The organism is Ruegeria sp. CDSB029 (genome assembly GCF_059611125.1).
Map to the genome: position 1 here is coordinate 14,214 of NZ_JBXWOX010000031.1, position 19,299 is coordinate 33,512.

Annotated in this window: 23 protein-coding genes and 1 tRNA gene; 16 read left to right on the forward strand and 8 right to left on the reverse strand. The window is 57.0% G+C overall.

Annotated features, from left to right (window positions below):
• Positions 1–37 precede the first annotated feature (37 nt).
• Positions 38–2,026, forward strand: a complete 1,989-nt coding sequence (gene rpoD, locus AC2FI8_RS22805; RefSeq protein WP_058277324.1) for an RNA polymerase sigma factor RpoD — start codon at positions 38–40, stop codon at positions 2,024–2,026.
• A 193-nt stretch (positions 2,027–2,219) separates the two neighbouring features.
• Here the strand turns inward: rpoD and AC2FI8_RS22810 are convergent, their stop codons facing one another.
• Complete coding sequence (locus AC2FI8_RS22810; protein ID WP_496766852.1) at positions 2,220–3,257, reverse strand: helix-turn-helix domain-containing protein; 1,038 nt, start codon at positions 3,255–3,257, stop codon at positions 2,220–2,222.
• 150 nt (positions 3,258–3,407) lie between these two features.
• On the opposite strand from AC2FI8_RS22810, the gene AC2FI8_RS22815 reads away from it, so the two are divergent.
• From AC2FI8_RS22815 to ribD, 6 genes are all read left to right on the forward strand, one after another.
• Positions 3,408–3,956: a thiol-disulfide oxidoreductase DCC family protein gene (locus tag AC2FI8_RS22815; protein ID WP_496766851.1), complete on the forward strand. Its 549-nt coding sequence runs from the start codon at positions 3,408–3,410 to the stop codon at positions 3,954–3,956.
• Positions 3,957–4,505 carry a DUF4166 domain-containing protein gene (locus AC2FI8_RS22820; protein ID WP_496781062.1) on the forward strand — a complete coding sequence of 183 codons (549 nt, stop codon included), beginning with the start codon at positions 3,957–3,959 and terminating at the stop codon, positions 4,503–4,505.
• A 78-nt stretch (positions 4,506–4,583) separates the two neighbouring features.
• A complete protein-coding gene (locus tag AC2FI8_RS22825) occupies positions 4,584–4,985 on the forward strand; it encodes a hypothetical protein (RefSeq protein ID WP_496766849.1) in 402 nt (133 codons plus the stop codon).
• 18 nt (positions 4,986–5,003) lie between these two features.
• Positions 5,004–5,417 (forward strand): secondary thiamine-phosphate synthase enzyme YjbQ, encoded by a 414-nt coding sequence (locus AC2FI8_RS22830; RefSeq protein ID WP_496766848.1) that lies wholly within the window; start codon positions 5,004–5,006, stop codon positions 5,415–5,417.
• Positions 5,418–5,538: 121 nt separating this feature from the next.
• Positions 5,539–6,009: a transcriptional regulator NrdR gene (nrdR, locus tag AC2FI8_RS22835; RefSeq protein WP_037307671.1), complete on the forward strand. Its 471-nt coding sequence runs from the start codon at positions 5,539–5,541 to the stop codon at positions 6,007–6,009.
• Complete coding sequence (ribD, locus tag AC2FI8_RS22840) at positions 6,006–7,106, forward strand: bifunctional diaminohydroxyphosphoribosylaminopyrimidine deaminase/5-amino-6-(5-phosphoribosylamino)uracil reductase RibD (protein WP_496781063.1); 1,101 nt, start codon at positions 6,006–6,008, stop codon at positions 7,104–7,106. The genes nrdR and ribD overlap by 4 nt, the downstream gene beginning before the upstream one ends.
• Here ribD and AC2FI8_RS22845 read toward each other — a convergent pair.
• From AC2FI8_RS22845 to AC2FI8_RS22855, 3 genes are all read right to left on the reverse strand, one after another.
• Positions 7,103–9,100 carry a capsule polysaccharide biogenesis protein gene (locus AC2FI8_RS22845; protein WP_496781064.1) on the reverse strand — a complete coding sequence of 666 codons (1,998 nt, stop codon included), beginning with the start codon at positions 9,098–9,100 and terminating at the stop codon, positions 7,103–7,105. The two genes, ribD and AC2FI8_RS22845, sit on opposite strands and share 4 nt — an antisense overlap.
• The gene (locus AC2FI8_RS22850; RefSeq protein WP_496766845.1) at positions 9,100–10,233 is read right to left on the reverse strand and encodes a polysaccharide biosynthesis/export family protein; all 1,134 of its coding nucleotides are present in this window, start codon (positions 10,231–10,233) and stop codon (positions 9,100–9,102) included. The genes AC2FI8_RS22845 and AC2FI8_RS22850 overlap by 1 nt, the downstream gene beginning before the upstream one ends.
• 80 nt (positions 10,234–10,313) lie before the next feature.
• Positions 10,314–11,612, reverse strand: a complete 1,299-nt coding sequence (locus AC2FI8_RS22855; protein WP_496781065.1) for a capsule polysaccharide biogenesis protein — start codon at positions 11,610–11,612, stop codon at positions 10,314–10,316.
• A gap of 141 nt (positions 11,613–11,753) precedes the next feature.
• On the opposite strand from AC2FI8_RS22855, the gene AC2FI8_RS22860 reads away from it, so the two are divergent.
• The 4 genes from AC2FI8_RS22860 (at position 11,754) to nusB (ending at position 14,608) form a co-directional block, all read left to right on the forward strand.
• On the forward strand, positions 11,754–12,341 hold the full coding sequence (locus AC2FI8_RS22860; protein ID WP_496781066.1) for a riboflavin synthase: 588 nt from the start codon (positions 11,754–11,756) through the stop codon (positions 12,339–12,341).
• Positions 12,342–12,453: 112 nt separating this feature from the next.
• Positions 12,454–13,575, forward strand: coding sequence for a 3,4-dihydroxy-2-butanone-4-phosphate synthase (gene ribB / locus AC2FI8_RS22865; protein WP_496781067.1), 1,122 nt, complete (start codon positions 12,454–12,456; stop codon positions 13,573–13,575).
• Between the two features lie 2 nt (positions 13,576–13,577).
• The gene (locus AC2FI8_RS22870; protein WP_496781068.1) at positions 13,578–14,129 is read left to right on the forward strand and encodes a 6,7-dimethyl-8-ribityllumazine synthase; all 552 of its coding nucleotides are present in this window, start codon (positions 13,578–13,580) and stop codon (positions 14,127–14,129) included.
• Positions 14,126–14,608, forward strand: coding sequence for a transcription antitermination factor NusB (gene nusB / locus AC2FI8_RS22875; RefSeq protein WP_496781069.1), 483 nt, complete (start codon positions 14,126–14,128; stop codon positions 14,606–14,608). Before AC2FI8_RS22870 ends, nusB begins: the two co-directional genes overlap by 4 nt.
• Positions 14,609–14,762: 154 nt before the next feature.
• Here the strand turns inward: nusB and AC2FI8_RS22880 are convergent, their stop codons facing one another.
• Positions 14,763–15,542: a helix-turn-helix transcriptional regulator gene (locus AC2FI8_RS22880; protein ID WP_496781070.1), complete on the reverse strand. Its 780-nt coding sequence runs from the start codon at positions 15,540–15,542 to the stop codon at positions 14,763–14,765.
• A gap of 94 nt (positions 15,543–15,636) precedes the next feature.
• Between AC2FI8_RS22880 and AC2FI8_RS22885 the strand changes: the two genes are divergently transcribed.
• On the forward strand, positions 15,637–15,933 hold the full coding sequence (locus AC2FI8_RS22885; RefSeq protein WP_282118781.1) for a hypothetical protein: 297 nt from the start codon (positions 15,637–15,639) through the stop codon (positions 15,931–15,933).
• A 253-nt stretch (positions 15,934–16,186) separates the two neighbouring features.
• On the opposite strand, the gene AC2FI8_RS22890 is transcribed toward AC2FI8_RS22885, so the two are convergent.
• Positions 16,187–16,612 (reverse strand): SRPBCC family protein, encoded by a 426-nt coding sequence (locus AC2FI8_RS22890; protein WP_496781071.1) that lies wholly within the window; start codon positions 16,610–16,612, stop codon positions 16,187–16,189.
• A complete protein-coding gene (locus AC2FI8_RS22895; RefSeq protein WP_496781072.1) occupies positions 16,609–16,929 on the reverse strand; it encodes an ArsR/SmtB family transcription factor in 321 nt (106 codons plus the stop codon). The genes AC2FI8_RS22890 and AC2FI8_RS22895 overlap by 4 nt, the downstream gene beginning before the upstream one ends.
• 116 nt (positions 16,930–17,045) lie before the next feature.
• Between AC2FI8_RS22895 and AC2FI8_RS22900 the strand changes: the two genes are divergently transcribed.
• Positions 17,046–17,477 carry an MmcB family DNA repair protein gene (locus AC2FI8_RS22900; RefSeq protein ID WP_058274815.1) on the forward strand — a complete coding sequence of 144 codons (432 nt, stop codon included), beginning with the start codon at positions 17,046–17,048 and terminating at the stop codon, positions 17,475–17,477.
• A 4-nt stretch (positions 17,478–17,481) separates the two neighbouring features.
• On the opposite strand, the gene AC2FI8_RS22905 is transcribed toward AC2FI8_RS22900, so the two are convergent.
• Positions 17,482–17,670 carry a DUF6324 family protein gene (locus AC2FI8_RS22905; protein WP_058274816.1) on the reverse strand — a complete coding sequence of 63 codons (189 nt, stop codon included), beginning with the start codon at positions 17,668–17,670 and terminating at the stop codon, positions 17,482–17,484.
• A gap of 77 nt (positions 17,671–17,747) precedes the next feature.
• Between AC2FI8_RS22905 and AC2FI8_RS22910 the strand changes: the two genes are divergently transcribed.
• From AC2FI8_RS22910 to AC2FI8_RS22920, 3 genes are all read left to right on the forward strand, one after another.
• Positions 17,748–18,230: a GNAT family N-acetyltransferase gene (locus AC2FI8_RS22910; protein ID WP_496781073.1), complete on the forward strand. Its 483-nt coding sequence runs from the start codon at positions 17,748–17,750 to the stop codon at positions 18,228–18,230.
• 47 nt (positions 18,231–18,277) lie between these two features.
• Positions 18,278–18,354, forward strand: a tRNA-His gene (locus AC2FI8_RS22915).
• Positions 18,355–18,620: 266 nt separating this feature from the next.
• On the forward strand, positions 18,621–19,202 hold the full coding sequence (locus AC2FI8_RS22920; protein WP_496781074.1) for a hypothetical protein: 582 nt from the start codon (positions 18,621–18,623) through the stop codon (positions 19,200–19,202).
• Positions 19,203–19,299: the final 97 nt, after the last annotated feature.

The following is a 19,299-nucleotide window of genomic DNA, read 5'->3' on the forward strand; positions in this document are numbered from 1 at the left end:
GGTACAAACGAATCACCCATCCCTGCAGGAGCATTGAATGGCCGCCAAGGATACAAACGAAGACCGCAAATCCGACGAGCAGGAACAGGAAATCTCGCTGGACATGAGCCAGGCCAACGTCAAGAAAATGATCGCCGAGGCCCGCGAGAAAGGTTACATCACCTACGACCAGCTCAATCAGGTTCTGCCGCCTGATCAGGTCAGCTCGGAACAGATCGAAGACGTTATGTCGATGCTGTCCGAGATGGGCATCAACATCATCGAAGATGAAGAGGCCGAGGAAGAAGAGAACAAAGGCTCGACCGAACTGGTTGCTGCAGAAAGCAACCGAGAGGTTGCGCTGGCGGGTGCTGGTGCTGAAAAGCTGGATCGCACAGATGACCCGGTCCGCATGTATTTGCGCGAGATGGGCAGCGTCGAACTGCTGAGCCGCGAAGGCGAGATTGCCATCGCCAAGCGGATCGAAGCCGGTCGCAACACCATGATTGCCGGTCTGTGCGAAAGCCCGCTGACCTTCCAGGCGATCACCATCTGGCACGACGAATTGTTGTCCGAAGACATTCTGTTGCGCGATGTCATCGATCTGGAGGCCACGTTTGGCAACCAGTTGGATGAAGACGGGGATGTCGAAGAGCCGGTTGTCGACACGTCTGCGGTTCAGGCGGCAAAACCCGCCAAGGATACCGGCCCCGAGCTGGATGCCGACGGCAACCCGCTGAACAATGACGACGACGATGACGATGATGAGCAGGCCAACATGTCGTTGGCCGCGATGGAAGCCGCGCTGAAAGATCAGGTTCTGACTACGCTGGAACGGATCTCGACTGACTTCTCGATGCTGTCGGAAATGCAGGATAGCCGGATCTCGGCGACCCTGAACGAAGACGACACGTTCTCGGAAAAACAAGAGGCGACCTATCAGCAGCTGCGGTCTGAGATCGTAGAACTGGTGAACGGTCTGCATCTGCACAACAACCGTATTGAAGCGCTGATTGACCAGCTGTACGGCATTAACCGTCGCATCATGTCTCTGGACAGCTCGATGGTGAAACTGGCGGATCAGGCGCGCATCAACCGTCGTGAGTTTATCGACGCCTATCGTGGGCGCGAACTGGACCCGAACTGGCTGACCGAGATGGCAGAAAAGCCGGGCCGGGGTTGGCAGATGTTCATCGAACGTTCGACCGCCAAGGTCGAGGAACTGCGCAACGATATGGCTCAGGTCGGTCAGTATGTCGGCTTGGACATCCCTGAATTCCGCCGCATCGTGCAGCAGGTTCAAAAGGGTGAGAAAGAGGCGCGTCAGGCCAAGAAAGAAATGGTCGAAGCCAACCTGCGCTTGGTGATCTCGATTGCCAAAAAGTACACGAACCGTGGCCTGCAATTCCTTGATCTTATTCAGGAAGGTAACATTGGCCTGATGAAGGCGGTGGACAAGTTCGAATACCGCCGCGGGTACAAGTTCTCGACCTATGCGACCTGGTGGATCCGTCAGGCGATCACGCGTTCCATCGCGGATCAGGCCCGTACGATCCGTATTCCGGTGCACATGATCGAAACGATCAACAAGCTGGTCCGGACCGGTCGTCAGATGCTGCACGAAATCGGACGTGAGCCGACGCCGGAAGAACTGGCCGAAAAGCTGCAGATGCCGCTGGAGAAGGTTCGCAAGGTGATGAAGATCGCCAAGGAACCGATCAGCCTTGAAACGCCGATTGGCGACGAGGAAGACAGCCAACTGGGCGATTTCATCGAGGATAAGAATGCCGTGCTGCCTTTAGACAGCGCCATTCAGGAAAACCTCAAGGAAACGACCACCCGGGTTCTGGCGTCGCTTACACCGCGTGAGGAACGTGTTCTGCGGATGCGCTTTGGCATCGGTATGAACACGGACCACACTCTGGAAGAAGTTGGCCAGCAATTCAGCGTGACCCGCGAACGTATTCGTCAGATCGAGGCGAAAGCACTGCGGAAACTGAAACATCCAAGCCGATCGCGCAAACTGCGGTCCTTCCTGGATCAGTAATCGAAAAGGCGCCTCAACCGAGGCGCCTTTTTCTTATCCGTTCACGCGTTGATCACGGTGACCGGTTCAAACCTCAAATTGGCGAGAACTCACAAGTCATGCGGCGATGTGGCCCCTATTTCTGCCTTGTCCACTCATGGGACAGGCCGGGGCGAGGCTGTGCCGCTGACGACCCCCGGCCACCCTTTCCGTGTTACGGTCCCAACCGAGTGCGGAACGTGCTGGGTGCCTGACCGGTCCAGCGTTTGAAGGCCGTAGAAAACGCAGGTTGATCCGCATAACCCAGCGAATAGGCGATTTCCGACAAGGGCATCCCGTTGGTGATAAAAGTCTGCGCCAGATCGCACCTCAAGTCTTCGACAATCTCACGATAGCTTGTGCCTTCATCATTCAACCGCCTGGCAAAGGTGCGCGGGCTCATCCCAAGGTTCGAGGCTGCGTCGTCCGCTTGAATAATCGCGCCGGGCATAGACCGGGTGATCAACCCCTCGACTTGCGCCCTGAGTTTTTGCGCGGGCTGGTCACTTTCGGCCTGAACCCTATCGCCATATGACAGAAGATGCTCGCGCAGAGAGGGGTCATATGTCGGCACCGGCAGATCCAATGAGGACAGCGTCAGTATTATTTCCAACCGCTCTGCACCAAAGGACACAGGAAAGCCCGCTAGTTTCTGAAACTCTTTTCCGGCTTCGCCGACCTCGTGCTGAAAGCGGATTTCTATGGGAAAGAAACTTGTCTGCGTTAACGAGCGAATGCGGGCGAGGGCCGCGAAAATCAAAAATTCGGTACGACGGTGATATCGGGCAAAACTGGCATCCTTCCAGTCGGCTTCGATTGAAGCAAAATTTCCAGAAACGCGCAGACTGAAGTATAACGCCGGGTCTATCATCCCGTGAAATCGCGACGAGTTTTCGATCACCTGCTTCAGATCACGCGAGTATTTACTGATATACGCCGTCAGGCTGGAGGACGACCTGAAGCCAAGCCCAGCACTGGCCGAAAAGGTGATGTCATTCAGCGCGTCGCAGGCGTAGCGGACAAACAACGCCTCTTTGTGCGCGCTATAGGCTGTTGCAGGTGGCGCAATGTCGCTGCGGCTCAGACCGGATTTGGCCAGCACGCGATCACCAATCGAAGGATCTTCTGCCCTTTGATCTAGTGTTTTGGACAACACTTGAATGCGGGCAATATCGACGTCCATGTTCAAACCCGAGTTAGCAGCGTATTTCATTTCGCGGCCTTTGTTCCGGCCGCTGTCATCTATTCAAATAACAATGGCAGAATTTCGCAAGCCTACAGTGGGTGTCATACGTATTTTCCGCGTGCTGTCGGGTTAAGCCTTGTGGGGATGAGGTCAGAGCCCAGGAAACTTGTCGCGCAGATGACCCGCGGCTCCCCGACACATATCAATTCGCAAAGATGGCCCAGTGTCGCATTGCCCGAAATGCGCAGTGATGCGAATGTGCGTCAAAACGGGATAGCGAGCGTAACTGGCATGACCAAACTGGCAACAGATGCGGCGGATGGTCAGGATTTCATCGTCTTTGACGGCGAATGCGCTCTGTGCTCGGGGTTTTTTCGTTTCATGGTTGCCCGGGACAAGGCGCAGCGGTTCAAATTTGCCACCGCGCAATCGCCTTTGGGACAAAGGCTATACAAAGAACTTGGACTGCCGACCCGGGATTTTGAAACCAATCTCGTTGTGACCGATGGCGTGGTGCATCAACGGTTGGATGCTTTCGCTGCCGCGATGCACAAGCTGCCAGGGTTCTGGCGTGCTCTTTCGATCTGCAAATACTTTCCAAGTATCATCAAAGACCCACTGTACTACGCGATCGCCAGAAACCGGTATGCCATCTTTGGACGTTCACCGACCTGCATGGTCCCGGACAAAGCTCTGCGGGCTCGTTTCCTGCCCGAGGGGTTCTGAGTGCAGCCTGATCCTTTTTTGCAAACGTTGCCGATGGGAACAAGCCTGCCCAAAGCGTTGCAGGCATTGCATAGTACGGGCGGGTTTTATTCCGGGCGATGTTCGGTCACGCCGGGCAGGGGATGGCTGGCCAAACTCGCGTTGCGCTTTGCCGGTATGCCGTTTGGGGGCGACGATATCCCGGTGCGGCTCGGCGTCGAGAAAGAAGGGAGCGCCTGGATCTGGACGCGCGATTTCGATGGTCACATCACCCGATCGCAGCTGACTTTGGACCAGGACATGGGATGCGTCCGCGAGCAGTTTGGACAGGTTTGCGTTTGGCTGAAACCGGTTGTTGCGAACGAGCGGTTAGAGATCCAGATCCTGCGCCTCAGCATGCTGCGAGTACCTTTCGCAAAGGTGCTTCTGCCGCAATCAAAGACCGTGGAATGGCAGGATGATGACGGACGATTCCGGTTTGATGTTGCGGCCCGAATGCCCTTTGTCGGGGACTTGATCCGGTACAAGGGCTGGCTTACGTACGATCACGCGCTGGCCAGCTTGAACTGAAATGATTGTGAACCAGCTTTGCCCGGTAAGAATGTATACTATTTGAAAAATTACCTCGAAGCGAATGAGAGTATGATTATGAAAAAGGTTATGACTTTGGCGGTTTCCGCCGCGATCTTGCTGACCGTGCCAGTGTCGTCGGCTTCGGCCGCACGAAACGGGTATCAGACGGTTTCAGTCAACAACATTGTGTTCGAAGTGATCCCGCGGGCACGACAGGATGTGGATGGGTATTGGTGCGCGGCTGCGGACTATGCGCGTCGAACTTTGGGTGCCGGTTGGCAGCAGCGAATTTACGTCTGGCGCGGCTATGGCCCCAGCGAAGCGACGGGTCGCCGCACAGCCGTTCAATTCTCGCTGCAGCAACCTACAAACGTTGCCCAGCAAAGCAGCTCGATCTCGGTCGGCTTTAAGGCTGGCGAAAGCATGTCGGTTCAGGGGGCAAACGGACGTTGCAACATCCGCCCGTTCCGCGACTGATCGAGGACTGATCGCCATATGCAGAACGAGTTTATTATTTCGACGAACGGACCAGGGTTGTACGAATTTACCCGGGACGTGCGCAACTGGCTTAACTCGGTCTCAGGCGATGGATTACTTACGCTTTTCGTACGACATACGTCCTGTTCGCTGACCATTCAGGAAAATGCTGATCCTGAGGTGCAAACAGATCTGCACGCATTTTTTGAACGTTTGGTGCCGCCGTCCGACAACCCCGCTATGGCCTATCTGCGCCATACCTACGAAGGCCCAGACGACATGCCCGCCCATATCAAGGCGGCTCTCTTGCCTGTTTCGCTTTCTGTTCCCGTGTCCGCGGGGCAACCGGTGCTGGGAACATGGCAGGGCATTTACCTGTTTGAACACCGCACCGCAGCGCATGTGCGAAAGGTCGCTGCGCACTTCGCCTGACCCCTTTATGTTGCGGTGGAAATTTCCGACTACCCAAATCCTAGCGGCTACCCTATAGTTGTGGATAAGTAAGTCGTAGTGCTTACAAAAAGAGGCGGAACCAGGGACGAGGAGACGGTGGATGCGCTGCCCGTTTTGCGGAAATATCGATACTCAAGTCAAAGATTCACGCCCGGCAGAGGATCACGTTGCGATCCGCAGACGCCGGTTCTGCCCTGCTTGCGGCGGACGTTTTACGACCTACGAACGTGTCCAACTGCGTGACTTGGTGGTCATCAAAACCAACGGCAAACGCGAAGACTTCGATCGGGACAAGTTGGAGCGTTCGATCCGCATTTCGATGCAGAAACGCCCGATTGATCCGGAACGTATTGACCAGATGATTTCTGGAATTGTGCGTCGTCTGGAAAGCATGGGTGAGACCGACATCCCGTCCAGCAAAATTGGCGAGATCGTCATGGAAGCTCTGGCGCGGATCGACACCGTCGCCTATGTTCGCTTTGCGAGCGTATACAAGAATTTCCAGGCGGCCGATGACTTCGAGGAGTTTGTCCACGAACTGCGCCCGCCGCAGCCTTCGACGGACGAGTGAGCGAAACAGATAAGCGATATATGGCGCTTGCCCTGTCTTTGGGGCGGCGCGGTCAAGGAACGTGCTGGCCAAACCCAGCCGTCGGTTGCGTGATCGTGCGTGATGAGCGCATTGTGGGGCGCGGCTGGACCCAGCCGGGTGGCCGCCCACACGCCGAACCCCAAGCGCTGGCACAGGCCGGAGACGCGGCGCGGGGTGCAACGGCCTATGTCACGCTTGAACCCTGCGCCCACCACGGCAAAACACCCCCATGCGCCGAGGGCCTGATTGCTGCCGGTGTGGCCCGTGTTGTCGCGGCCATCGAAGACAGCGATCCGCGTGTTGCGGGGCAGGGCTTTGCCATGCTGCGCGAGGCGGGGATCGAAGTTGTCACCGGTGTTCTGGCCGACCAAGCAGCCCAGGATCTTGCGGGGTTCTTCCTGAAAACCGAACAGGGGCGCCCTTTCGTCACCCTGAAACTGGCCAGCAGTTTTGACGGGCGCATTGCCACCGCGACGGGGCATAGCCAATGGATCACCGGCCCAAAGGCGCGGCGTGCGGTGCATGCCATGCGTGCGCGTCATGATGCGGTGATGGTCGGGGCGGGAACCGCGCGCGCCGATGACCCATCCCTGACCGTTCGGGATATTGGGGTCGACGCTCAGCCTGTGCGAATTGTGGTCTCGCGCCATTTGGACATTCCCTTATTGGGGCAGCTGGCACGCACTGCAGCAGAGGTTCCCGTTTGGCTATGTCATGGCCCATCCCCGGATGCCGAGCGTGCCCGCGCGTGGGAAGGGCTGGGCGCGCGCTTGCTGCCCTGCGCGCTGGACGACCACCAGATCGATGCAGCGGACTTGTTGCAGCGGTTGGGTAAAGCAGGTCTGACCCGCGTGTTCTGCGAGGGCGGAGCGGCTTTGGCCGCGTCGTTACTTGCCGCGGATATGGTCGATGAATTGGTCGGGTTCACCGCCGGGCTTGCAATCGGTGCCGAAGGGTTGTCAGCCATCGGTACGCTGGGGCTGGACAAGTTGGACAATGCCCCGCGTTTTGAGTTGATCGAGACCCAGGTCATCGGGCCGGACATCATGCACCGTTGGGCGCGGGTGCTGCGTTAACGACGCCAGATATGTGCATGGGTCGCGAATGCGCCTTGTAGTTTTGATAGAACTCGAAGCAGTGGACCGCCTGCGGGTGCAGCACCTTGTGACAGCCGTTCAACCGCAACTTCTACGGGACAGGGCTCACCTGTCACAGGGTCCAAGTACCGGGGATAGTCGATCAGCGCCGCGTGGACCAAACCTAAAACCGGTGGTCGAGCGCCCCTGCGGACTGGGACGGTTCCCAAATCGTTTGTCAGCCCCCAACCCGCATAGAAAGGCGCGCCCAGGGTGGTAACACTGACACCGCGCATCAAAGCCTCAAACCCCAGCAATGAGGTCATGGTCCAGACTTCTTGGACCTGCGGCAGCAGAGCTGCCGGGTCGCAATGGGTGGCGATGACATCGGCGAGGTCTGCGGCCTCGATTGCCCCATCGCGCAGGCCCGCTTCGACATCGGGGTGCGGTTTGTAGACCAGAATGGCGTTTGGGTTAGCCTCGCGCACGACGCGTAACAGATCGGTATTTGTGCGAACAGTGCTGGTGCCCAACTGGATTGAAGCATCGTCTTCGACCTGACCGGGCACCAGTATGCGATGCCCAACTGGCAAATCCGGTGCGCCGACCCCTGTGTTGTACTTGGTGATTTGGGCGGACACGACTTGAGCGATCAACCTTTCGACACGCAATTCCTGATCTAGCCGCAGAGTTTCCCGGGCGGCAATAAACCCTTCCAGTTGGCTGGGATGCGTCGGGTCGTAGTAAATCCCCTGATTGTCCGTTGCCAATGACAGGGGAGGAACAAGATCTGCGCCCAGCCCGCGCGAGCGCAGAAATCCATCTTCGACCCGGACGGCACTTTCCGTGCCCTTGGCTTTACTTGCCCAGACCATGTGAGGGCGATCTGATTGCGCTGGTCGATCGTCAGTGAAGAGGACCGTTTTCTCGCGCCCAAACATCCGTTGCAGGTGTTTGCGTTTCCACAGGCGCATACCCGAGGCCGTCCAGCCCTTGTGATCCTGCCGCCAGGCGCGGGTTCTCGCCTCCAGCGTGTCCAGAACGGTTTCCAGCTCGCACAGCTGGTCCCGGTATGGATCGTACCAGGTCGGATAGAGGATCATCGCTGCAGCGAACAATTGCGCGCGCGTCAGGTTGCGTTGGCGGCGTGGCAGGTGTGCTTCATCCTGCGTCAGCCCCCAGCCTGCATAGAAGGGCTGGCCGAAAACACGCGGTTTATGCCCGGCCAAAATTGCCTCGAACCCAATCTGTGAGGATAGGGTGTAAACGCCAACCGCACCTTCCAACAAAGACCACGGGCTGACCGGTGTGCTGATGACCGAGACGCGATCGGATTGGTCAGCGGTGGAGAAATAACCTGAACGATGCCCGGCGATGGTGTCGGGATGTGTCTTGATCAGAACTTTGGCGCCGGGATTCTCTTCCTGCGCCATGACCAGCATTTCGCGAAACCGGGCCTCATCCCCGGCGCTGGCCGTCACAGCCGCGTCGTCGCGGACCTGATCAACCACCAGTACATAGCCAGGGTCAGGGGGCGGAGCGGTCAGATCAAAGGCCGAGTATTTGCTAAGATGCAGCTCGCGCATCCGTTCGATCCCGCCTCGTGCGCGGTTTAGCAGGGCGGTGTCATCCAACGGATGAGTGGCCAATAATGTTTCCAGATCGGACGTCTGGGCCGCGTCGAAATGCAGTCCGGACCGATCAAGCAACAGGCCAAGAGGCGGCTCTCCGCTGCGGCCTGGATGCAAAGACCGAAGAAAGGCGTCTTCAACGCGCAGCACCGGGGCATTGTGCCGATCCGCGACAGCAAGGCCGCGATGGGCCGTCGGGCTATTGCCCCAAACCCCGACGGCATCACCGCCTTTTGGCAGGCCAATCCGGATGTCGTAACCGGACAGGGACAATATTCGGCGAATTCGGCGGGATGTCAGGAAACCACCATTGTAGACAAGCAGCCGGGTACGTTCAGACCCGGCTGTTGTTTCAGGCGACATCAGTTGCCTGTCAGCGTGGCGACATTGGCCAGCGGAGTAAGGCCGCCGGAGATCAGGGAAATAGACTTTGTCCACTGCGCATATGGTGCTTCGGTCACATAGATTGTGTCATCGTCACGGATCACGAAATCCCGTGCAATGAAAAGCCCGTTGGGGGCCGTCAGGTTCAGCAGGTAAATCATGCGCTGATCGCCCTGCAGGTCCGAACGCCCCATCACTGAACGAGCAATGTCCTGACGTTCCTTTCGCAACACGAAAATGCCGGTCGGATCCGAGGACAGGGGCAGCAATCCGCCAACCTGCGCCAAGGCTTCGAGCGCCGAAAGGTCCTGAGTGTCAAATGCAACCCGAGACTGACCACCGGTTGCGCCAAGTGCAATGTACGACCGGCTGTCGGCTTCAACCAGAATGCGATCCCCGCCACGCAGTGCGACATCCAGCTTGGGGTTGCTGAACAGATCGTCGTACCAGACTGTCCCTTTTTGGTTGCCCCTGAGCAGCGTCACAAGCGCTATGTCGGAACCAACGGATACGCCACCCGCACGTGACAGCATGCCTGAGAGGGTACGGGTAGGAAGTTCAATTGGATAGATCCCCGCCGACCCAATGCTTCCTGTTAGTGAAACGGTCGCACCATCTCCCGCAGCCCGGCGGACTTCAACTTGAGGGTCAGGCGTCTGATCCTGCAATTTTTCAGTAATTATTTGACGCAGTTGCTCGGGCGTGTTTCCAGAGGCGCGCACACGCCCTGCATAGGGCACAAAGATGAAGCCATCGGCGTCAACCTGAACCTCATTGAGTGATGTGGCAGAGCTGACGTCACCTGACAGCAGACCATCATCGACATTTTCCCAGATCGTCAATCCCAACACGTCGCCAGGGCGAACGGTATCCGCCGTCAGGCTCTGCGCGCTGGTGAAGGAGGACGAAAAACCGAATTGGGGGATTTTTGATGTCGCTCGCGCGATTCTGTCATCCACCTCAACGACGAAGGCATTGCCACCATTTTCCACTGAACCGGCCAGAATCTCGGATTTGTTGGGGCCAGATTTAGGGAGCTGGCACGCGGCCAGTACGCCACATACAGCCACAAGGGCGGCCCCTCGCACCCAGCGAATTGGAAAGCACTGCACTGCCGATTATCCTCAGTCGTCTTTTGTTTGCGTCAAGTTAACTTGTTCGGGGTCCAACATCCAGCACCAACCAACCCGGCTTAATCGACGAGTTTCAACTGTGGCGTCGGCGCCTCGTTGTCGGACAGAACGGACTGATAGGGGTCATGCGCCTGCAGCAGCATGTCGGTGGCGCGGCGCAGCAGTTGCCGTCGCCCACGCAGCGAATAAAAGCCGCCGGGTAACTGGCTGGTTTTCAATAGAAATTTCCGGTAAGCTTGGTAGGATTCGTGGTCTGGTACGTCCGGGTCGGCAAAGAACTGGGCAATGGGTTGTTGCGAGACAAACTCGGGTTTGTCGTAGACGGACTTTCCAAAACTGCGCAACGGGATTCCGCGCCACAAAACTTGTTGACCGGCTGTGGAATTGATCGTCACTGCTGTGTTCGCGTCATCCAGCAATCCGGCCAGTTTGCCGCCGGGAACGTAGTGCACGCGATCCGCCACTTGGTGCGCGCGGGCTATTTCGCGCGCCTTGCGGCGCAGCGGCTCGCGGTGGTTTTCGAGCGGATGTTCCTTCAGAACCAGAAGGTGATGGGCCGGAGCGCCTTTGGCGAAACCTGATATGACATGCTTCAGAAAATCCGACATGCAGGTATAGTTTGAATGGGCCTGCACCGAACTGTCATGACCCAGTTGCAACAGGGCCAAGTGATAGGGTGCACCGTTTTGCCGAACGCGCATGGTGGCCCAGCGACGCCTAATCCTGTGGAAAGGCATCAGTGCAAGTCGTTTGAAGTACAGGCGAAACTCTTTTGAAACAGGCAATTCCCGGTGCGTCTTGAAGTTGGAGTACCTCCGGTTAAGGAACAGGACAAACCAGTGATAAAGCGCGCCGTAGAATATGTGTTGCCGCATATCGCCCCAATGGGATGGTGGCGGTGGAACCAGCGCCTCGGACTGGTCAAGCGCATCCTGCATCTGCGCGACGTCCAAAGACATCAGTCGTGAGTGTCCATTTGATCCGTTCCGTTCGTAAGTGACCCACCACGGGCGCAGATACCCCTCTTCGAAAACATGGACAGTCACTCCCATTTCGCGCGCAATATCCACAGCATTGGCATGAACCGGACGGGTGTCGCCGTATAGGACGATATCTGTGACCGACTGTGACCGGATCAGTTCCCTAAGGGTTTCGGGCCATTGCTCGGAATTGTCCAAAAACGGGATGTAGGTGCTGCGGTCAAACCAGAACGCCTGATCGCCCGCATTAAACCCCACGCGCAAAACATCAGCCCCGGCGGCGCGCAAAGCGCGTGCCAGTGCGCTAAAGAAAGGGCCATGCGGTCCCTGCAAAAACAGGAATACACGGCGATGCGAGCGCGAGGTGAGTGGATGCATCCGGGACTGCTCTTTATCGTTTGGTACCAAAATTATGCCTGTATACATCAATCCGGGCAAGGCAGGGCTTGCCCGCAGCGTTTCTTGGGCTTACCTCGGCGGTTACACATACGCACAGGTTATAAGCTAAGGGTGAAAGCAATGTTCACAGGGATCGTCACCGATATCGGAATTGTTACCGAGTTGGACCAGCAAGGGGATCTGCGTGCCCGGATCAAAACGGGCTATGACACTGTGGGTATTGATATTGGCGCATCCATCGCCAGTGACGGCGTCTGTCTGACCGTGATCGCCATTGGGGATGATTGGTACGATGTGCAGATCAGCGCCGAGACGGTGTCGAAAACCAATCTGAACACATGGCAAGTTGGCAAACGCGTGAACCTTGAACGCGCCCTCAAGGTTGGGGACGAACTGGGTGGGCACATCGTTTCCGGTCATATCGACGGCGTGGCCGAGGTTGTTGCCCTGCAGGACGAAGGCGACAGCACCCGTGTAACGTTGCGCGCGCCCAAGGAATTGGCCCGCTTTGTCGCGCCTAAAGGATCAGTTGCGCTGAACGGAACCTCGCTGACGGTAAATGATGTCGACGGTTGCGATTTCGGGATCAATTTCATCCCCCACACCAAAGAAGTGACGACCTGGGGCGATGTCTCGGTCGGAGATCAGGTAAACCTTGAGATCGACACGCTGGCCCGCTACGTCGCCCGCTTGGCTGAGATGTCCTGAACCACAGTTTGAGACGTCGCGTTTCGGCGGAGTGTAGCAGCAAGCGCTCTGGTATTTGAGCGCTTGGTGGTCTATCCAGCCGTCCAGACACGCTCTTGTGAAAGGCTGCCCCATGAGCTTTGAAACCCCCGGTCCCGTCGAGGCCCTGCTGCGCGACGCGATCAGTCCGATCGAAGATATCATCGAAGAGGCGCGCAAGGGCCGGATGTATATTCTGGTCGATCATGAAGATCGCGAGAACGAGGGTGATCTGGTCATTGCGGCCGAGTTTGCGGATGCCGAGGCGATCAACTTTATGGCCACCCATGGGCGCGGGCTGATCTGCCTGCCGATGACGGCGGAGCGCGTCGAAGCCCTTGGCCTGCCGATGATGGCCGTGAACAACTCATCCCGTCACGAAACCGCATTCACCGTGTCCATCGAGGCGCGCGAAGGCGTGTCAACCGGCATCTCGGCAGCAGATCGCGCTCTGACCGTTGAAACGGCGATCAACGAGCAAAATACGATGGCGCACATCGCGACACCGGGTCATATCTTTCCGCTGCGCGCCAAGCGGGGCGGGGTGCTGGTGCGCGCCGGTCATACAGAGGCGGCGGTCGATATCTCTCGGCTTGCCGGGTTGAACCCCTCAGGGGTGATTTGCGAGATCATGAAGCCTGACGGCACTATGGCACGTCTGCCCGATCTGGTTGCATTTGCAAAAGAGCACGACATGAAGATCGGTACGATCAGCGACCTGATCACATATCGCTCGCGCAACGACAATCTGGTCGTCGAAACCTCGCGCAGGGCTGTGACGTCAGAATACGGCGGCGAATGGGAAATGCGCCTGTTCACGGATCAGACACATGGCATCGAACATGTCGTCATGATCAAGGGTGACATCACCACGCCCGAGCCGGTTTTGACACGAACCCATGCACTGCATGAAGCGCCTGATGTTCTGGGCCTGGGTCCAAAATCGCCGCAGGAACTGCCGCGTGCTATGGAAAAGATCGCCGCCGAGGGGCGGGGCGTAGTTTGCCTGTTTCGTGAACCGCGCAACGCGCTATACGCAACCGATGACGAAGGCCCGCGCACCATCAAGCAAACCGGTCTTGGGGCGCAGATCTTGTCCAAACTGGGCATCCAGGAACTGGTGCTACTGACCGATACACCGGAAACGAAATATCTGGGGCTCGACGCGTTTGGAATCTCCATCGTCGGAACCCGTTCCATTCTCAAGGATGATTGATCGTGGCTGAACAAGACAAACACGGCGTGCTGCCAACTCCGACATTCGACAAACCTGTGAAACTTTTGATTGTGGTGGCGCCCTTCTATCGGGCCATTGCCGACAATCTGGTGTCTGGTGCCAAGGCCGAGATCGAAGCCGCTGGCGGTACCTGCGAAGTTGTTGAGGTTCCGGGCGCGTTGGAAATCCCGACCGCCATCGCCATGGCAGATCGCCAGTGCAACTATGATGGCTACGTGGCGCTGGGCTGTGTCATTCGTGGCGAGACCACGCACTATGAAACGGTGTGCAACGACTCGAGCCGGGCGATCCAGTTGATGGGTCTGCAGGGTCTTCTTATTGGAAATGGCATCCTGACGGTCGAAAATGACGATCAGGCCGAAGTCCGCGCAAATCCTAAAAAGATGAATAAAGGCGGTGGTGCGGCCGCTGCGGCCTTGCATCTGATTGCACTCAGCCGTAAGTGGGGCTCTTCCAAAAAGGGCGTCGGGTTCAAGCCGCCGTCCGAGTCCATCCTTGTGGCGGGCGACAACAACGGACCCACGACAGCATGACCCAGACAGACGCGCCGAAACCGGCCAACCAGAAACGCCTGATGAAATCCGCCGCCCGGCTTTATGCCGTGCAGGCGCTGTTCCAGATGGAGCAATCGGGCCAAACGACGGAAGCAGTCGTGAACGAGTTTTTGGATCATCGGTTTGGCGCTGTCTATGAGGGCGAGGAAATGCTGGACGGCGACATCCGCGTGTTCCGCAAATTGGTTGAAGACGCGGTTAATTATCAGGCTCCGATTGACCAGATGACCGACCGCGCTTTGGTCGCCAAATGGCCCATCGCGCGCATTGACCCGACCCTGCGCGCCACCTTCCGTGCAGCCGGGGCTGAACTGACCCAAGGCAATACGCCACCAAAGGTCGTCATCACCGAGTTCGTTGATGTGGCGCGCGCGTTCTTCCCGGAAGGTAAAGAACCGAAATTCGTCAACGCAGTTTTAGATCACATGGCCCGCGAAGCACAGCCAGAGGCGTTTTGAGTTAAGCCTTAGTCCAGATGAATAAGGCGCAGCCACACAAAGCGCTGCGCCTGAAATCTAATAATACGCTTGTTCAAACAAGTCTTCGGCCTCCACCACTCACAGTTTTTTCCAAAGACACCAACATTTTACCGGAACGTAGCCGGCGTGCCACCTATCGATTCCGATAGCCCGGCGGATTGATCAGGCCAAGTTGCATCGCACGGACCAGTGCGGATTCTCGGGTCGGGGCTCTCAATTTTTCGCGCGCATTCTTCAAATGGGTTCGTACCGTTATTTCCGAAAGGTTCAATAGTTCGGCGATTCTATCGTTTCGGTGCCCAAGAGCCAAAAGGTTCAGGACCTGCAGCTCTCGTGGCGTCAGGTCCGGAGCGGTTGGAGCAATGCTTGTGATGTCGTACACACGACCGTGATTGCTGGGGATATCCGATCCCAGATTGGTGGCCAGCACGGTTGCCAGGACACGCATTTCGCGATGCCGTTCAGTCATCTGAACCTGGGCGTCCGGTCTGTCCGATGACAGAACCACAAGCTTGGCCTCGTTGTCGGGGCAGGGAACCACCAGAGAGTAAAGGTGAATATATCCGGCCTTTTCCAGATCGTGGTTCAGACCCAGCGCCTTGGAGGAATGGCCGTCCGCGGATCGGAGGCTTGCGGCCTGCACGTAGAGGCTTTCCCTGCCATTTTGAACCTGCGCCAGCATCGGATCCGCTTCGGCGTACCCTTGGCTGTCATAGCGGTTCAGCCAACCTTTGGACATTGAACTTCGAACCCAATGAATGGCGCCAGTCTCGGGTGTGAAGCAAAGCATGTTCAGGGCGTTAAAACCGATCTCATTCAGACGGTCTAACGAGAACTCCCAACGTTCCTGATCATCATGGCGCAATGACAGCTCTTCGAGAAGATCAAGCGTGAACAGGCTGAGGGCATTCATAGAGACTCCGAATATAGTGTCGCACCCGTTGAGGCTGCAGTTTACTCAGCACGACCATGCGCTATCATCACGGTATCAGACAAGGAGCTTTGTCGTGCCCAAACTGATCCGCCTTTACATCACGCAAGTTGCATGGGGATTTGTCATCTCGGCCCTGTTTGTCGGGGTGCTGCTGGCGCTGAACGTGGCCAACTTGCGCGGCCTGATTTTCGGATCCGAGATCGGGTTAATCGCTCTGGCAATGATCTGGTTCATGAATGGCATCGTGTTCGCCGGTGTTCAGTTCGCCTACGCGATCATGAGCATGGCGGAAAAGCCAACAGGCCCCAGGCGCGGTACACCTATTGCGGCCGAGTTCGAACCCGCCCGCGTGGCGGTGGACAAGGGCTGAGCCAACCTATTTCGGAAAATGAAGACTCTCCCAAACCGGGCAAGACAAGTTTATGTGGCGGGACCGCCAGTCAACCGTACGGTGTGATTCCCGAGGACCTGTATGTACAGGTGGGCGCCAGGTAATCAGGCCAGGACCTGAACAGAGCCAGCCCCCTCGGAATTGCTTAAGGCCACCAGAATGCTACCAATCACAAGAAGGGCAGAACCCGCCACGGGCCTAAGTAGGGGTTGCGGCGGGTTTGCACAAGGGGTCAGGCGTCAACAGTTTCGTGCAGCGCATTGCGCATCTTGCCCAAATGTTCGTCCCAACCATCATCGAGTGCAAGGATCAGGCCAAATGCCTCTGCGCCTTGCGGCAGCCCTTCGTGAACCAAGCCCAGCCGGGTACCGCCCGGTACCGGGTCCAGCGTCCATTTTACGACACTAACAGCGTCTCCCATGGGTTTGATGGTAAATGTATATTCGAGATATTCGGGCGGACGGGCAGCGCGTACCTCACCCCAGATCAAAAGATCGCCGCTGGATGTCCCGAACATCTCAAGCTTTTGACCCGCGGCAAGCGGTTGTTCGGGTTTGTGAAACCACTCCGCCAATCGGGCGGGCTCAGTCAAATAGGCCCATACGGTTTCCGGCGTTGCCCTCAGGAAAATCTGCTTTTGCAGAACTGCATTCGTCATTTCTTATTCCTTTCAATAGCTTCCTTCAGATTTTTCAGGCGATCATCCCAGAACTGGTCAAAATAGCTGAACCAGTCGAGGATGGGGGCCATTCCATTCGGCTCCAGTCGGTTAATGCGCTCGCGTCCACGTGCCTCGACGGTGATGAGGCCGCCATCGGAAAGAACGGTCAGGTGCTTTTTGACCGCTGCACGGGTCATATCGAACTGATCGGTCAGCTGAGCGATCGTCATGTCGCCAGAGGCAAGGATCTGGACGATTTCCCGTCGGGTCGGGTCCGCAAGGGCGCGGAACGCCTTTTGAATTTGCGTCTGCATTGGTCACCTCAGTAGTGATACCATTTGGTATTGCAATTTATGGAATACCAAATGGTATCATGTCAAGGGTCTTTCAGGTGCTTGATTTTTGTTCACGAATTGTTCACATTTCAGGAATGACACTGGATTTACAGCCCGGACAAAAACTGGCCCGTGGGGTTTCGCGCCACTTGTTGGCGCATGGCTTTGTATCTGTTGAGGAATTTGTCCCCACCCGCGGTCTGCGCGTCGACGTCATGGGATTGGGCCCCAAGGGGGAACTGTGGGTGATCGAGTGCAAATCTAGCCGCGCAGATTATCTGACGGATTCCAAATGGCAGGGGTATCTGGATTGGTGTGATCGCTTTTTCTGGGCCGTCGATACCGACTTCCCAACCGATCTGTTGCCCGAGGAAACCGGGCTGATCATCGCAGATGCTTATGACGCCGAAATTATCCGAATGGCACCGGAAGATAAGCTGGCACCTGCGCGGCGCAAGAAGATGATTCAGAAGTTTGCAACAGATACAGCCCGCAGATTGCAGGCATTGCGTGATCCAAGAATTTGAACTGTCAGTCTTTTACGATCCGGGCAGCTTGCACAGCGGCGAGGATTTCGTCAGCGATTTCTTCCGCTTCTTCAGGTTCGAAGTCCATTGGAATTTCGACGCCGTCGGCCTCGATGAACAGGCGCACCATGCCATGGTCGGTCGGGCCGATCTGAAGGTTTGCCTGAATGTCACGTTCGGTGTTAATGCCCATTTGCGCCTCCGGGACTGAGCGTTCCTGCTAGCGCGCAAAGGGTTGAGAATCAAGCCGCCTTTGAGGTCAGGTAAAGCATGGAAGATATTCTGATCAGAGCTTTCCGCCCAGATGATGCGCCCTGGTTGGTCGAACAGCACGGCCGCCTCTATCAGCGGGACGACGGGTTTGATGACACGTTCGCGCCCCTTGTCGAAAGCATTCTGGCCGACTTCGTCACGTCACACGATCCAGCGCGCGAGAGGGGTTGGATCGCGGAGCTGGGTGGCGCGCGCATGGGCAGTATCTTTTGCGTCGCACTAGACGACCACACCGCAAAGTTGCGATTATTTTTGCTGCTGCCAGAGGCTCGTGGGCAGGGCTTGGGCAAACGTATGCTCAACACATGCATGGGGTTCGCGCGCAGCGCTGGTTATCGCGATATGGCCTTATGGACCCATGAAAGCCACCGGGCGGCCTGCGCGCTTTACAAGGCGTCGGGGTGGCAATTGACCGGTAGCAAAAAGGTTCATTCCTTTGGCCGCGATCTTGTCGAACAAAGCTGGGAATTTCGTCTTTAATCCTCTTGCAATCCGTGTGCGCGTTCGGTACATCGCCCCTCACGAGTGCCGCCTTAGCTCAGTTGGTTAGAGCGCTGGATTGTGGATCCAGAGGTCGCCGGTTCGAATCCAGCAGGCGGTACCATATTTTCTACCCCCCTAGAAATAGAACTTTGCAAATTCAAATATTTATGTCGCTCGATTTTGTCAGACCACTGGATTTTCCAATGGCGGTGAGGGTGCCAGTCCCAATTAGTGCACCATTAGTGCACCAAAACGGCTAGTGCACCGCGAATTCAGGAGCACCACTGTGGTGCACCGCGACCTTGACAAGGGAATCGCGGCCGTCAAAATAGGCGACGCATTAGAGGCCCTTGGCCTCGGCACCCACGAGCGAGCCGAGACCAGCCGATGTACGTTTCCACGCACTACCTGACCCAAGAACAACTCTGGTCGGTGTACCACAATAACGACCGGAGGACGGTCGATGCCCCGCAGAAACGCATCGCCGCTGCCTATGGGGTGCCTAGCCGCCAAGCAGCACTGTTCTATACGTTGGCTGATCTGATTTTCCCAGATGCGAAACTAGCGGAGGACAAGTGGTACGATGCCTTTTTACCGCTTGCAGAACGATCTCATTGGGGCACCGTTCACCCGCTGGACTTCATTCGTACCTGCGATTGGCTCAGAGACATTTGGGCCGACTGCCGGAACGACGGGACCTTTCCGGCCAAGGTGATGCTGGACCTGAACCTGAACAAGGTGCTGGGCGTGGATAGTCTGCACACCATCGCAAGGCCAGGTTCGAAGAACGGGCGGCTTACGATGGCTGCCATCACCCCCATCGGCGCGGTAATTGCAACCGCCGTGAACGGTGCGCTGGCCGGTCGTGCGCTTCGCCATTGCCGCCACTGCCAAAGTATTTTTCTCGCGCCCAGACGCAATCGCTACTACTGCCAGACGGCCTGCCGAGACAAAGGGGTGAGGAACTAGTTTTTCGCGCGTAACCGCTTCTGTCCGTCTTCAGAGTTTTTCGGAGAGCTGAGGCGTTTTCGTAACGGAGGCTCTGGTTCGATTTCTGTTTGAGTTT